The sequence below is a fragment of the Bacillus sp. 41-22 genome, from assembly GCF_025809295.1.
Taxonomy (GTDB): domain Bacteria; phylum Bacillota; class Bacilli; order Bacillales; family Bacillaceae_G; genus Bacillus_A; species Bacillus_A mycoides.
The window spans coordinates 2,653,419-2,667,792 of sequence record NZ_CP084035.1 but is presented as its reverse complement, the minus strand read 5'-3'; the positions used below and the strand labels follow the sequence as shown (position 1 = coordinate 2,667,792).

Here is a 14,374-nt window from a genome sequence, read left to right as displayed (position 1 = left end):
GAAACATGGCTGTAGAAGTTGTAATGCCGAAGTTAGGTATGGCGATGAAAGAAGGTATTATTACGAGCTGGAATATTAAAGCAGGTGATAATGTAGAAAAAGGTGAACTAATTGCTAGTATTAACTCGGAAAAAATCGAAACTGAAATAGAAGCACCAGCTGATGGAACTGTTCTTGATATAGCTGTAAGTGAAGATGAGGGAGTGCCGCCGGGTACTGTAATTTGCTACATCGGTAAACCGGACGAAAAAGTAGAAGTTCATGAAAACATACATGTTGTAGAAGAAAAAGCATCTAATCCAGAACCTAAAAAGGTACAACATCCAGAACCATATGCGATAGATGTGACGAAGCAAAGAGTTAAAATATCTCCAGTAGCAAAGAAAATTGCAAAAACTGAAAATCTCGATATTAGATCATTAATTGGTACAGGACCTGGCGGAAGAATTACAAAGGTAGATGTATTAAAGGCGCTTGAAGAAAGAGTAGCAATTCCAGAAGTACTTGAACAAGAAGAAAGTAAAGTCATTCCTATTACTGGTATGCGAAAAGCAATTGCGAACCGTATGCATGCAAGCTTACAAAATAGTGCGCAATTAACATTAACGATGAAAGTAGATGTTACAGATTTAGTTGCTTTACATAAAGAAATAGCGGAAGTTGTACAAAAACGATACGATAACAAACTAACTATTACTGATTTCGTTTCTCGTGCTGTTGTATTAGCGCTAAGAGAGCATAAAGAAATGAACAGCGCGTATATAAATGATGTCATTCATCAATTTGAACATGTTCATTTAGGTATGGCGGTCGCGTTAGAAAAAGGATTAGTCGTTCCAGCTATTCGCTTTGCTAATAATCTATCTTTAGTAGAGTTATCTAAAGAGATTAAAAATGTGGCACAAAAGGCACGAGCAGGCAGTTTAAGTAGTGATGATATGCAAGGGACAACATTTACAATTAGTAATTTAGGTAGCTTCGGTATTGAATATTTTACGCCAGTATTAAATACACCTGAAACTGGTATTTTAGGTGTAGGTGCAATTGAACATGTTCCTGTATATAAAGGGAAAAAATTAAGAAAAGGAAGTATGTTACCTTTAAGTTTAACATTCGATCATCGTGTACTAGACGGTGCACCAGCAGCTGCATTTTTACGCACAATTAAACGTTATTTAGAAGAACCTGTAACAATTCTTTTATAAAGAGAAGGTGAGAAAATGAGTAATTTAGTTGTTATTGGGGGCGGACCTGCTGGTTATGTAGCGGCAATTACCGCGGCTCAAAATGGAAAAGATGTCACTCTTATTGATGAAGCTGATCTTGGCGGGACTTGTTTAAATGTCGGTTGTATGCCTACGAAATCATTGTTAGAAAGTGCGGAAGTATACGATATTGTTAATCATGCGAATCGTTTTGGAGTATTAGTAGATAAGCAGAATATATCAATTGATTGGAAACAAATACAGACGAGAAAATCACAAATTGTTACGCAACTCGTACAAGGTATACAATATTTAATGAAGAAAAATAAAATAAAAGTTATACAAGGTAAAGCGAAATTTGAAACGGATCACCGTGTGCGAGTTACACATGGTGATAAAGAAGATGTAGTAGTTGGAGACCAGTTTATTATAGCGGCAGGATCAGAACCAACTGAATTACCTTTTGCTCCATTTGATGGGAAGTGGATTTTAAATAGTAGTCATGCAATGTCCCTAGAAAATATACCAAAATCATTATTAATCGTTGGTGGTGGTGTAATAGGTTGCGAGTTTGCAAGCATTTATAGTCGTCTTGGAACAAAAGTTACGATTGTTGAAATGGCATCGCAATTATTACCTGGTGAAGATGAAGATATCGCACAAATTTTAAGGGAGAAACTAGAAAATGATGGCGTAAAAATATTTACAGGAGCGGCTTTAAAAGGATTAAATAATTATAAGAAGCAGGCTTCATTTGAATATGAAGGAAGTATCCAAGAAGCCAACCCGGAATCCATTCTCGTTTCTGTAGGTCGAAAACCACGTGTACAAGAATTAGCTTTAGAAAAAGCAGGCATTCAATTTTCAAATAAAGGAATTTCTGTGAATGAACATATGCAAACAAATAGATCACATATTTACGCAGCGGGTGATGTGATTGGTGGAATACAGCTTGCTCACGTTGCCTTCCATGAAGGAACGACAGCGGCATTACACGCGAGCGGAGAAGATGTGAAAGTAAACTATCATGCTGTACCTCGCTGTATTTATACAGCTCCAGAAATTGCTAGTGTCGGTTTAACAGAAAAAGGAGCAAGAGAGCAATACGGTGACATCCTCATCGGAGAATTCGCATTTACAGCGAACGGAAAAGCGCTTATTATTGGAGAACAAACGGGGAAAGTAAAAGTTATTGTGGAACCTAAATATCAAGAAATTGTAGGGATTTCTATTATCGGTCCTCGTGCAACCGAACTAATCGGACAAGGAACGGTGATGATTCATACAGAAGTAACCGCTGATATAATGAGAGATTATATTGCAGCACATCCAACTTTATCTGAAGCGATTCATGAGGCATTATTGCAGGCAGTAGGACATGCTGTACATGCTTGAAGGTAAAAAGACCAGTCTAATAGGACTGGTCTTTTTAGTAAATAATATTTAAGTAGCAATATGTATAAAAAGATACTAGAAAAATCACTATACTCTCATGTTTTTTTAATCGATGAGAGTATAGTGATTTTGAAACTTCTTCACTTATTTAATTGAAATGCGCTGTTACTATTTGATTTCAATTGCTGAAGTTATGTCGTTCCAATCCGCTGCTAAATTAGCAGTTTGACCATACCAATCAGAGTGTCTAAAGGAGACACCTTTTCCATATCCTTGAGTTGAAGAATGTTCCCATAGCGTTGTTGAATAACTTGCAGAAGGTGAAGCTGTACTTACAGAAGAAATTCTGTCGTTCCAGCTAGAAGGTAGGTTTTTAAAGCCACTGCTCCAATAAATATACTGTCCACCTTTATTTTGATGCTCATAAAAATCGGTACTACCAGCACCACTACCTAAAGGGTTAATTTGATTTTTAAGTACCTTTTTATCCTTTTCAATAAAAGCATTCAATGTTTCTCTGCTAGTAAAGCCATAAGCTAACCAATCTCCATTTTCATTTTGCTTAGGTAGTACCATAGTAATTTGGATGTCTTTTTTTGATTGATCGCTTAATTTTGTAAATGAATTAACATTCTTTTCATCAACTTTTAAATAGTCAAATGATTTAATTGTATTATCTTTTTCTGCAGCACTTACTACTCCTAATCCTCCAGTTAATGCAAAACCTGCTACTAATGTCCCTGCTACTAATTTCTTCAACATATAACCATCCCTTTTTGTTTAGATTTTTGTACAGGTAAAACTTGTACATGTAAAATGTATTCCAATTTCGCATTTTTGTAAATATTCTGAAGTTTTAGAAAAAATAGGCGGAATATTTACAGTTTTGCATTTATTCTTTAGAAAAAATAGCTATTGGAATGATATAATAAATAGATATATTGCTTTTGTTGGATGTTAAAATGTTTTAGGAGAGATATCATTGAAATATTTTACAAGAGATTGGTATAAAGAAATGCAACTTTCAGGATTTGTACATTTCATAGAATCAATAGAAAAATGTAAAGAAATAGATCCCGATTATTTACAAAGTTTGAAAGATGAAGTAGAAGAAAGGAAAGAAGATTTATTAAATTATCTTCCTGAAACGCTACATTCATACTTTTATAACAACACTATTGATTCAGAATATCCCCCTAATGAATTAAAGAAACTTTTGTTAGAGTGGACAGCAGATTATGAAAAAAAGAATGACACAATTAGATCAATCATACTTAGAATATTTTAATTCCATTAAGAAAAAACTTCCGTCAAACGTTGTTCAATTACATGAATTCTCACTGCATGATAGTGTGATTAAAGTAGTAAAGTGTAAGTCAGAATATACTTTGTCTATCGTATTAGATTGCACTGGTACTTTTAGGGATTTCAATAAACTTCAAGTTTCTTTTACAGGAGTGACCAAATGTTCTATACCTGAAAATTTTGAAGGTGCTTGGTGGCTATACCATGAAATAGAGCTTACTGAAGACGGTTTCGAACTGGGTGTTTTATTTGACTGTCCATTTAGAGAAGTGACGATTTGTGCAACGAATTTATTACTTGAAAAGAAATAATATCATGCCTTTAAATTACAAATGTTTGACATGATGAAAAAATGAAGATATTGTAGATACATGAAGTCTGCAATAGGAGCCGTATTATGAAATATTCTAAAGCTACAAATTACGCTCTTCACACAATGCTTTTTCTGGCAGAGGCTACGCCAAATAAGTTAGTTAGTGTTCATCAGTTAGCGGAAATGCAGAAAGTTTCACCAACATACTTGTCTAAAATACTAACTAAATTGACGAAGGAAGGCATGATTCATTCATCATCAGGACCTAAAGGTGGTTATTCACTTAGCAGTAATTGGGAAGATATCTCTTTTTTAGATATTATACATGCTATTGAAGGAAAAACATCATTGTTTGAATGCTGTTTACATCAGGAACCTGGATGTTTAATTAATGAAGTAATGCTTGCGGCAGAGGAAAAAATGGAAGAAGAGTTACGAAATCAAAAAATCGTAGATCTTGCGAAAAAAATAAATGTGGATTTTTAATCCGCTTTTATTTTTAAATTAATTAAGGATAAAAAGACTCTTTAATATCTATAATTATAGTTAAATGAGTTAAGCTTATTCATGGAGGATGTTTATTTATGAAATGTATTGACTGTGCAGTAATAGGTGCAGGTCCAGCAGGGCTTAATGCAGGTTTAGTTTTAGGGAGAGCTCGTAAACAAATAGCGTTATTTGATAATAAAACGAATAGGAATCGTGTAACGCAAAAGTCTCATGGATTTATTACACGTGACGGGATTAAACCAGAAGAGTTTAAGGAATTAGGGTTAAATGATTTGAAGAAGTATCCATCGATTCATTATTATGAAAAAACAGTTTTAACGATAACGAAGCAATCGACTGGTTTATTTGAGATTATGACATTAGATCATAAAAAATATTTGGCGGAAAGAGTTTTATTAGCAACAGGTATACAGGAAGAATTTCCATCCATCCCTAAAGTACGGGAATTCTATGGAAAAAGTTTATTTAGTTGTCCGTATTGTGATGGATGGGAATTAAAAGACCAACCTCTTATTATTATTTCTGAAAACGAAGATTATACGTTGCATATGACAAAATTAGTTTATAACTGGTCTACGGATTTAGTAATCGCAACAAATGGTAATGAGTTAAGTAAGCATTTCATGGATGAACTGTGTAATAAAAATATAAGAGTTATTACAGAGCCTATTCGTTCACTACAAGGTGATGAGGGTTATTTAAAGCGAGTAGAGTTTCATTCAGGTTTGCACATTGAAAGAGCCGGTGGATTTATAGTACCTACTTTTTTTAGGCCAAATCAATTTTTAGAACAACTTGGTTGTGAACTGCAAAGTAATGAAACTTTTGTAATAGATGATTTTGGTCGTACTTCAGAAAAAAATATTTACGTAGCAGGAGAAACAACGACTCAAGGTCCATCGTCGTTAATTATTGCTGCATCACAGGGAAATAAAGCGGCGATTGCTATTAATAGTGATATTACAGATGAGCGGTTCTAACTAGCATTTAGAAGGAGGAGAAGAAGATGAATAACATGTGGGATGATCGATTTAAATCGGATGAATATTATTATGGGGAAGAACCTAATACGTTTATTCAAGAACAAGCATTTCGTTTAGCAAATTATAATAAAGTAATAGCTTTCGCAGAGGGAGAAGGTAGAAATGCTGTTTTTCTAGCAAGAAAAGGCCACGAAGTGACTGCTATTGACTACTCTGAGAGTGGATTAGAAAAAACAAAAAAGTTAGCCGAGAAGTATGACGTAAACGTGCATACAAAAAAGGTAGATTTATTAACTGATAGTTTGCCAGATAATGAATTCGATGCGGCAATTATGGTATTTGGACATTTTCATGCTGACAATCAAAAAATGGTATTGAATAAAATGATTTATACGATTAGGCCTGGTGGATTAATAATGTTTGAAGTTTATTCGAAAAAACAATTAAATTATGGTACTGGTGGGCCAAAAGATATTGATATGCTGTATGATCCAATTGATATTCTTACTTGGTGTGAAGGGCATGAGGTTATTCATTTCTTTAATGGAGAACAAGAGCGAATTGAAGGGAAAGGACATACTGGCTTAGCTCATGTTATTCAAGTTGTTATTAGAAAATCAATATAAATGTTATTGGAAGTTGAATACTTGAATGTAAAAAGACCAGTCATTTAAGACTGGTCTTTTTATTTAGATACTAGATTATCAAGCTTCCAATATGTATTTGTTAATGGAGCAACTTTACTATCAATATACAAATACATGTTATTTAAGTCTTTAGGAGAAGTTTTCATTTCAAATACAACGTCAGTAGTTAAAGAGAATTCGTGTGGAACATTTTTATAGTGCTCGTCACCTATCGGATGAGCTTCACCTTCATATTTCTGACCAGTTTTTTCATCTTGTATGAAATATTTTATTTCCGAAAGATCAATAGTTTGTCCATCGTCTCGAACATTATTAATCATAACACGAGTTGTTAGGCGCCACTCTTTGTCTATTTTTTCAAATTTTGCATTTTCAACTGTTGCTCTATAGTATTCATTTTTAACAATTTCCCCATAATGCATTGCGTTTTTTTCAAAAGTGCTTTTTTCTTTTTTGGGTGTAGAATTACCGTTACATCCTGCCATGATTCCTGTAAATATTAATGCTGTACAAGTTACTTTAATTATAGATTTCATAGTAATCCCTTTCTGTATTAAAAAGTAAAACATAGGAATAATTTTACATCAATAGGAAGGTAAATGGAAGTATGTTTGTGGAATATGCAAATATACATTTATTTCGTTTTCAAGTTAATGGGATAGAAATAGGGAGAAAAACTGTATAAAGCTGAATAAATAAGAATTGAAAATATTGTAATACAGAAAAAGCATGCATATAATTAAAATAAAGATTAAATTTCTGAATCTTCAATAATGGTGGTGATAACATGTTCACTGAAGAGCGTAGAGAGAAAATTTTAGAGTTACTTAAGAGAGATGGAAGAGTAATCGCAAAGGATCTTGCGGAAAGTTTTGATATGTCTATTGATTCTATAAGAAGAGATTTGTCTATTATGGAGAAGGATGGTTTATTAAAAAGAACGCACGGAGGTGCAGTTGAACTTACGCGAGTGAGAAACTTAGCTGCCGAACCATCGAAACGTTATCGTGATAGTTCAATAGATGAAGATGCGATTGCGAAAGTTGCTGTATCCTACATACAAGAAGGAGGTTCCGTTTTTATTGGAGGGGCTTCCATTCATTATGCCATGTTAAAGTATTTACCTGAAACATCATTTACAGTTATTACGAATGCTTTAGAAATTGCTAGTAAGTTACGGGAATATAAGAACATTGATACGTACTTAATTGGTGGAAAAGTGAAACCATCAGGAAATATGACAGATACACTTGCCTCTGAATTGATAAGTAGATTCTCTATTGATCTTTATTTCTCTACAGGTGGCGGTATTTCATTGAATGGTATAAGTACTGCGACACCGGAAGTTGCTTATTTTGGAAAAACAGTAAGTAAAATTGCTAGAAGAAATATTTGTTTAGCTCCTCATACTAAACTTGGAATAGACTGCTTTATAAAAGGAGAGTCACTAATAGAAATTGACCTTATAATAACAGATGAAGGGGCTAGTAAAGAAACGATTCAACAATTTGAGAAACAAGGTAAAGAAATTGTAATAGCGTCAATAGACCTCATTTAAAAGGAGTTTGAAATGATTATAAAAGGACAAGAGTTTCATACGAATGGATTAACTTATACAGTTCGTTCTGCAGTTCAAACGGATGCTGAGCAGTTATCGGAAATTAGAGTTCAGATCGATGGAGAAACTGAGAATATGGATAGAGAAGCTGGAGAGGGATTTATAGATAAGATAGGGTTTCAAAAAATAATAAAAACAGATAGTGAAGAGATGAAGAATCTCTTTTTAGTTGCAGAAGTGCACAATCAAATCGTTGGATTTTCAAGATGCGAAGGATCAAAGTTGAAGAGATTAGCCCATAAAGTAGAATTTGGTGTTTGTATTTTAAGAGAGTTTTGGGGATATGGAATGGGTAAGAGTCTATTGCAACAATCTATTCAGTGGGCTGATGAAAATGAAGTGAAAAAGATATCATTGCAAGTGTTAGAGAAAAATGAAAAAGCCATCCAACTTTATAAAAAATTAGGTTTGGAGGTAGAAGGTATTCTAAAAAATGATAAAAAACTGTCGGATGGTAAGTATTATAATACGGTAGTAATGGGAAGGTTTACTGATACTTTTCATAAAAGAGGTGAAGAAGTATGTTTTACAGAAGGAAATACTATGTAGTAAAAAATGAATTCATAGAAATATTTAATGATCATTTCAATGATACTAATTTACCTAATCAAATAAAATATGGTTCTCGTTTAATAGGACGCTGGATGAAAGATAATAATGATGGTACGACTGAAGTATTTGCAATATGGGAATATGATAGTTATGAACAGTATAAAGAAATTGAATCAAAAATTAGAAGCGACAAGATACATGTTAAAAGAATACATGATTGGTATGAAAAACATGGCGGGAAAGAATATGTTTTACAGGAGTACATATTAGAGTTAAAAAATGAAGAGTTAGTATGTACTGTAAAGTGATAGAGAGGTGAGGAATAATGGGAATTAAAACAAAATTATATTTTAGTTTAGCATCCACCATTTTATTTGCAATAGCGGTGATAGTTTTCTTTATAAACGGCAATCCACAAAAGTGGTTTTGGTTAAGTATTTTCTTTGCGTCCATTATACAAAATATAGTTCTACTAAAAAAGAATAAAGAAGGTCATTAAGATATTCAAATTATTAACATATTTGTGTCATCTTTCTAGTTGTATTGAAAACGCTTTTATTCAGTTTTATAATAAAAGTATGTTTTATAAATCTCCAAAACAATTAATAGGGGAGATGATACAATGTTAGCTTCACCGTTTTACTTACATACATGGAAAAAGTTTGTTGATGAAGGAGTCCTTGATTCGAACCGTATAAACGAAAGAATTTCAGAGTCATGGCATCGATGTAAACAAGCAAATGTGAATCCTCATATGAATAAAGGTCAGAAAATTTTGTCTTCTGATATTTTTCAGGATCAAAAGAAAAAGAGTGAAATCTTCCTTGATATAGCAATACCTCAAATACAAAATATGAGAAAAACCATTGATGAACTGCAAATGATGGCATTATTAATTGATCCAGATGGTTATGTTCTATCATTAAGTGGAAATCAGCAAACGTTGAAACGAGCGAAACATATTAATTTTATTGAAGGTGTGAAATGGACGGAAGCAGCTGTTGGTACAAATGCGATAGGAACAGCGTTACAGATTGAAGAGGCTATTATGATAAGTGGTACAGAGCATTATTCTGTCGCATCTCATAGCTGGAGCTGTGCGGCCTCTCCGATTCATAATGATGATGGGAAATTAATTGGTGTTCTAGATTTCTCCTGTCCAATTGAGTTTTCACATCCATATATGCTCGGAATGGTAACTTCGATCGCGCATGCGATTGAACGTGAATGTAGTATTCGAGTACATCAAAATGAACTGCATTTAATCCATCGTTTTTTAGATGTAATTGACAGTGATGAACAAGTTGTTATTTGTAACCATCGTGATGTTATCGTTTCTGCGAGCAAGAGGGTTCGTGAACGAGTATGTAATTGGTCACGAATGAAACTTGAAGATTTAATGCACAATGGATTGAAACCTAAATTAGAGGTACCGGTATATAGTAATGATAGAATGATTGGGAAATGTATTTACTTAAAGGAAAATAAACAAGAAAATTTATTTTCTACTTACCCGTTTATAAACGGAATTACTTTCCCTGGAGTTATTGGGACAAGCAGCGTATTTCAACATACTTTAGAAGAAATTAAGCTTGTTTCACCAACTGACGCTAGTGTATATGTTTGTGGAGAAACAGGTGTAGGGAAAGAATATGTAGCGAGAGCGATTCATGAAAATAGTCCAAGAAAAAATGGTCCTTTTATAGCTGTTAACTGCGGTTCATTACCGAAAGAATTAATGGAAAGTGAATTATTCGGTTATGCTGAAGGTGCGTTTACAGGTGCGCGACGCCAAGGATATAAAGGGAAATTCGGACAAGCAGATGGAGGAACAATATTTTTAGATGAAATTGGTGAAGTACCGCCAGAGATGCAAGTGGCATTATTGCGTGTTTTGCAAGAACGAACAGTAACCCCAATTGGTAGTTCAAAAGAGGTACCAGTAAATATTCGTATTATTACTGCGACACATAAAGATTTACTACGATTAGTAGAAGAAGGGAAATTCCGTCAAGATTTATATTATCGTTTACATGTTTATCCGCTATATGTTCCGTCCTTAATAGAAAGAAAAGAGGATATTCCGTACTTCATACAACATTTTTGTGAACGAAAGGATTGGAATGTTGTATTTCCAAAGAGTATTTGTAATCAATTTCCACAGCATACATGGCCCGGAAATATTCGAGAATTATTAAATGTATTAGAACGCATATACATTTTGTCGCAAGGACGGGAAATATGCGAAAAACAAATCTCTTTTTTATTACAAACAATGATTGGAAATCAACATCAACTTGAAATGCAAGCAGAAAATAAAACGGAGCATACATTAAATTTCCGTGAAAAAATACAGCGTGATAGCATGATTGAAGCGCTAGAAAAGACGAACGGAAATGTTTCATTAGCTGCAAAACTATTAGATGTGCCACGCAGTACATTTTATAAACGTATGCAAAAATTTAGGCTATAAAAGTAGATTTTTGTAATCTACTTTTTCTTTATGGGCTCACGTTCTGTCGGAATGTGCGCTTGCCAGGGAAATAATAGAATAATTAGAAAGAAGATTTCCTGAAGGGGGTTAGCATGTGAAGTATATTGAAATTGGAATCGGGAATAGGTGGTTCATTCGAACGGAAACCGAAAATAAAGATGGAACTGAATTCGAGGAACGAGGAATTATTAAACCAATTTATTTTGAGTCTTTATATGTACGGATTTGGTTTCGGAAAACGTGTTTTATTTTTGATACGAAAGAGGGCTTTAAGAAAGTAAGAAAAAGTAGAGCTGAGTATAAGTTTATTGTTGGAATGGTGAGTAGGTTAAAACAATAGAATCAAATAGGGGGTGTTTTTATGATTAGAATTATCACATTCATACTCGCTTTTATTATAATGGGCTATTCTATTTACAGTTGGAATGATGATTCGAAGCAAAGTATGCTCATTTTACAATTACTTTTAGGTTTTATGCTTGCCGGTATGGGGATACACAACGTTAAGAAGGATGAAAAAGAGAATAAGAATATGGGGCTTTTGCTATTACTTACATCACTTTTTTGTATTATTGTATCGTTAATAAAATATTTTAAATAAACCGTTACTAAGCATATTGAGTAACGGTTTTTTGAGGTTATAATGTGCTATTTATATAACCCCGTCGTATACATTACCGTTAAAGTATGTACAATTTCTTCTAATTCTAGTTCTTTATCATTTTGCACGATTGTCCAAAGAAACGTTTCATTCATAGAGAACCAGCCGCATGCGACAATCTCTTTATTTAACTCAGTTCGTACTAATTCATTTTCCTGGGAATGGGTGATGTCTTGTATAATCCGTGTTACAAAGCGTTCGCGAATCTCATCCCATTTTTGACGTATTTCTTTTGAGGTTCTTATTGCTTCTTCAACAACTTGTAATATAGCTCTTTCTTCTTGTGCTAACTGTAAAAAAGCGCGCACTTGATTCTGAATCATATCTAGTGCTTCGGCCTTTGTTTGAGGGGAAAAAGAGCGATCAGCAATATCATAAAAGCGATTCATAACATCTTCCATCAAAACGACGAGGAGAGCATCTTTGTTTTTAAAATATACATATGCTGTTCCATAACCAGTTTCTGCATGTTTAATAATTTGCGTGATTGTAGTTTTTTGAAATCCGTTTTTTATAAACATAGTATAACCGGAATGTAATAGTTTCTTTTTTGTTTCTAAGGAGCGGTGTTTTCTTGTTGAAAGAGTAGAATTTTTCAAGGAATCACCTCTTTATACTGAAATATCTGAAAATATAATTGTATTGTAAAAGAAGTTCGTATATAAAGTCAACTGACATAATATCATTGACGTTATATCAATTTAAGTGATATATTTCAATTAGTTAGAATAAAAAGAAAATTAAAAGAAGGTGACACCATGTATAAAGAACCATTTCAACCAACTTATGAGTATGCGCTTGAATGTGATAAACATGATGAACTGAAAGATTTTCAATCTGAATTTTATAAAAAAGAAGGAACAATATATTTAGATGGTAACTCTTTAGGGTTGCTTTCAAAAAGAGCAGAGAAATCGTTACTTACCTTGCTAGATTCATGGAAAGAGTTTGGGATTGATGGATGGACTGAAGGTGAGCATCCATGGTTTTTCCTTTCGGAGAAATTGGGTGAATTGACAGCACCTCTTATTGGATCTTTACCGGAAGAAACGATTGTAACCGGTTCCACGACTGCGAATATACATCAAGTTATTGCGACGTTTTATGAGCCGAAAGGAATACGAACAAAAATTCTTGCGGATGAATTAACTTTTCCGTCAGATATTTATGCACTTCAGAGTCAAATTCGTTTAAAAGGCTTAGATCCAGATGAACATTTAGTACGAGTGAAAAGCCGAGATGGAAGAACACTTTCTGAAGATGATATTATTCATGCGATGACCGATGATATCGCTTTAATATTATTGCCTTCTGTACTATATAGAAGTGGACAAATTCTTGATATGAAGCGATTAACAGCTGAAGCTCATAAACGTGGTATTCATATCGGTTTTGATTTATGTCATTCAATCGGCTCCATTCCGCATCATTTTAAAGAGTGGGATGTAGATTTCGCTGTATGGTGTAATTATAAATATTTAAATGCAGGTCCTGGTGGTGTTGCAGGCCTTTATGTAAATAATAAACACTTTAATAGACTCCCAGGATTATCTGGTTGGTTTAGTTCTAGAAAAGATAAGCAATTTGATATGGAGCATTCATTAACTGCGGCTGACCATGCTGGAGCTTATCAAATAGGGACACCTCACGTATTAAGTACTGCACCATTAATCGGTTCTCTTGAAATTTTTAAAGAAGCTGGTATTGAAAAGTTACGTGAAAAATCATTACATATTACGGGATATATGCTTGATTTAATTGAACATGAATTAAAAGGCTTTGAATTTACAATTGGAAATCCATTAGAGGATGAAAAACGAGGCGGGCATATTTATTTAGAACATGCTGAGGCGGCGCGTATTTGTAAAGCGTTAAAAGCAAATGGGGTTATTCCAGACTTTAGAGCTCCAAATGGAGTTAGACTTGCGCCTGTTGCTTTATACAATACGTATAAGGAAGTATGGAACTCTGTACAAATTTTAAAGAAAATTATGAAAAATGAAGAATATAAAAACTTTGAAAATAAGCGAGAGGTTGTGGCGTAAGCATGAAAACATCGCAGTGGATTGATATTTCACAACCGCTAAATAATGATATCGCGACATGGCCAGGGGATACACCGTTCTCGTATGAAGTTTCATGGTCAAAAGAAAACAGTGGTTCAGTAAATGTCGGAAAGTTAACGATGAGTATCCATACAGGTACTCATATTGATGCACCTTTTCATTTTGATAATGACGGTAAGAAGGTGTTGGATTTAGATATTCAAGTTTATGTTGGCCCAGCGCGAATCATTGACGTTTCTAATCTTGAAAGCATCGGGAAAAAGGAATTAGAAAACTTTCATTTAGAAGGTGTAGAACGATTGTTATTACGTACATCTTCACATGGTAAAGCAAATGAATTCCCAGATGTAATCCCGCATTTACGCGCAGATATTGCAGCCTTTCTTTCTGAAAAGGGAATTCGTTTAATCGGAGTGGACGTACCATCTGTTGATCCTTTAGATGATAAAGAACTAGCAGCACATCATCAATTATTTAAACATGGAATTCACATTTTAGAAAATGTCGTACTCGATCACGTAGTAGACGGCGATTACGAACTTATTGCATTACCACTTGCATTAACAGATGCGGATGGGAGTCCAGTTCGAGCTGTTATTAGACCAATATAAGTAGAAATGAACAC

General features: G+C 33.9%; 16 protein-coding genes and 1 pseudogene. 14 read left to right on the top strand and 3 right to left on the bottom strand.

Features of this window, described 5'->3' with window-relative positions; all coding sequences use genetic code 11:
- Nucleotides 1–5 precede the first annotated feature (5 nt).
- A complete protein-coding gene (locus LCF45_RS13525; protein ID WP_002127715.1) occupies nucleotides 6–1,205 on the top strand; it encodes a dihydrolipoamide acetyltransferase family protein in 1,200 nt (399 codons plus the stop codon).
- Nucleotides 1,206–1,220: 15 nt separating this feature from the next.
- Nucleotides 1,221–2,600: a dihydrolipoyl dehydrogenase gene (gene lpdA, locus LCF45_RS13520; RefSeq protein ID WP_002127713.1), complete on the top strand. Its 1,380-nt coding sequence runs from the start codon at nucleotides 1,221–1,223 to the stop codon at nucleotides 2,598–2,600.
- A 168-nt stretch (nucleotides 2,601–2,768) separates the two neighbouring features.
- Here the strand turns inward: lpdA and LCF45_RS13515 are convergent, their stop codons facing one another.
- Nucleotides 2,769–3,362, bottom strand: coding sequence for a hypothetical protein (locus tag LCF45_RS13515; RefSeq protein WP_002013060.1), 594 nt, complete (start codon nucleotides 3,360–3,362; stop codon nucleotides 2,769–2,771).
- Between the two features lie 220 nt (nucleotides 3,363–3,582).
- Here LCF45_RS13515 and LCF45_RS13510 point away from each other — a divergent pair.
- From LCF45_RS13510 to LCF45_RS13495, 4 genes and pseudogenes are all read left to right on the top strand, one after another.
- Nucleotides 3,583–4,216 (top strand): annotated as a pseudogene (locus tag LCF45_RS13510) (DUF4085 family protein).
- 86 nt (nucleotides 4,217–4,302) lie between these two features.
- Complete coding sequence (locus LCF45_RS13505; protein ID WP_002127709.1) at nucleotides 4,303–4,704, top strand: Rrf2 family transcriptional regulator; 402 nt, start codon at nucleotides 4,303–4,305, stop codon at nucleotides 4,702–4,704.
- 98 nt (nucleotides 4,705–4,802) lie between these two features.
- Nucleotides 4,803–5,708 (top strand): NAD(P)/FAD-dependent oxidoreductase, encoded by a 906-nt coding sequence (locus LCF45_RS13500; RefSeq protein WP_263892800.1) that lies wholly within the window; start codon nucleotides 4,803–4,805, stop codon nucleotides 5,706–5,708.
- A 26-nt stretch (nucleotides 5,709–5,734) separates the two neighbouring features.
- Nucleotides 5,735–6,337: a class I SAM-dependent methyltransferase gene (locus LCF45_RS13495; protein WP_001062014.1), complete on the top strand. Its 603-nt coding sequence runs from the start codon at nucleotides 5,735–5,737 to the stop codon at nucleotides 6,335–6,337.
- Nucleotides 6,338–6,396: 59 nt separating this feature from the next.
- On the opposite strand, the gene LCF45_RS13490 is transcribed toward LCF45_RS13495, so the two are convergent.
- Nucleotides 6,397–6,894, bottom strand: coding sequence for a hypothetical protein (locus tag LCF45_RS13490; protein WP_000835754.1), 498 nt, complete (start codon nucleotides 6,892–6,894; stop codon nucleotides 6,397–6,399).
- A gap of 251 nt (nucleotides 6,895–7,145) precedes the next feature.
- Here LCF45_RS13490 and LCF45_RS13485 point away from each other — a divergent pair, with 251 nt between their 5' ends.
- The 6 genes from LCF45_RS13485 to LCF45_RS13460 all read left to right on the top strand — a co-directional run bounded on the left by LCF45_RS13485 (nucleotide 7,146) and on the right by LCF45_RS13460 (nucleotide 11,623).
- Entirely contained in the window at nucleotides 7,146–7,916 is a 771-nt protein-coding gene (locus LCF45_RS13485) for a DeoR/GlpR family DNA-binding transcription regulator (RefSeq protein WP_002127707.1), read from the top strand.
- Between the two features lie 12 nt (nucleotides 7,917–7,928).
- The gene (locus LCF45_RS13480) at nucleotides 7,929–8,525 is read left to right on the top strand and encodes a GNAT family N-acetyltransferase (RefSeq protein WP_002013071.1); all 597 of its coding nucleotides are present in this window, start codon (nucleotides 7,929–7,931) and stop codon (nucleotides 8,523–8,525) included.
- A complete protein-coding gene (locus LCF45_RS13475; RefSeq protein ID WP_002127705.1) occupies nucleotides 8,498–8,836 on the top strand; it encodes an NIPSNAP family protein in 339 nt (112 codons plus the stop codon). The genes LCF45_RS13480 and LCF45_RS13475 overlap by 28 nt, the downstream gene beginning before the upstream one ends.
- A gap of 314 nt (nucleotides 8,837–9,150) precedes the next feature.
- Nucleotides 9,151–11,001 (top strand): sigma-54-dependent Fis family transcriptional regulator, encoded by a 1,851-nt coding sequence (locus LCF45_RS13470; protein WP_078203325.1) that lies wholly within the window; start codon nucleotides 9,151–9,153, stop codon nucleotides 10,999–11,001.
- Between the two features lie 115 nt (nucleotides 11,002–11,116).
- The gene (locus tag LCF45_RS13465; protein ID WP_000873838.1) at nucleotides 11,117–11,362 is read left to right on the top strand and encodes a DUF3977 family protein; all 246 of its coding nucleotides are present in this window, start codon (nucleotides 11,117–11,119) and stop codon (nucleotides 11,360–11,362) included.
- Between the two features lie 21 nt (nucleotides 11,363–11,383).
- Nucleotides 11,384–11,623, top strand: a complete 240-nt coding sequence (locus LCF45_RS13460) for a DUF3953 domain-containing protein (RefSeq protein ID WP_002165667.1) — start codon at nucleotides 11,384–11,386, stop codon at nucleotides 11,621–11,623.
- A gap of 47 nt (nucleotides 11,624–11,670) precedes the next feature.
- Here the strand turns inward: LCF45_RS13460 and LCF45_RS13455 are convergent, their stop codons facing one another.
- Entirely contained in the window at nucleotides 11,671–12,282 is a 612-nt protein-coding gene (locus LCF45_RS13455; RefSeq protein WP_016127093.1) for a TetR/AcrR family transcriptional regulator, read from the bottom strand.
- 159 nt (nucleotides 12,283–12,441) lie between these two features.
- Here LCF45_RS13455 and kynU point away from each other — a divergent pair, with 159 nt between their 5' ends.
- Together kynU and kynB are read left to right on the top strand one after the other, a co-directional pair.
- A complete protein-coding gene (kynU, locus tag LCF45_RS13450) occupies nucleotides 12,442–13,728 on the top strand; it encodes a kynureninase (RefSeq protein ID WP_263892799.1) in 1,287 nt (428 codons plus the stop codon).
- Nucleotides 13,729–13,730: 2 nt separating this feature from the next.
- Complete coding sequence (gene kynB / locus LCF45_RS13445; protein ID WP_002065849.1) at nucleotides 13,731–14,360, top strand: arylformamidase; 630 nt, start codon at nucleotides 13,731–13,733, stop codon at nucleotides 14,358–14,360.
- Nucleotides 14,361–14,374: the final 14 nt, after the last annotated feature.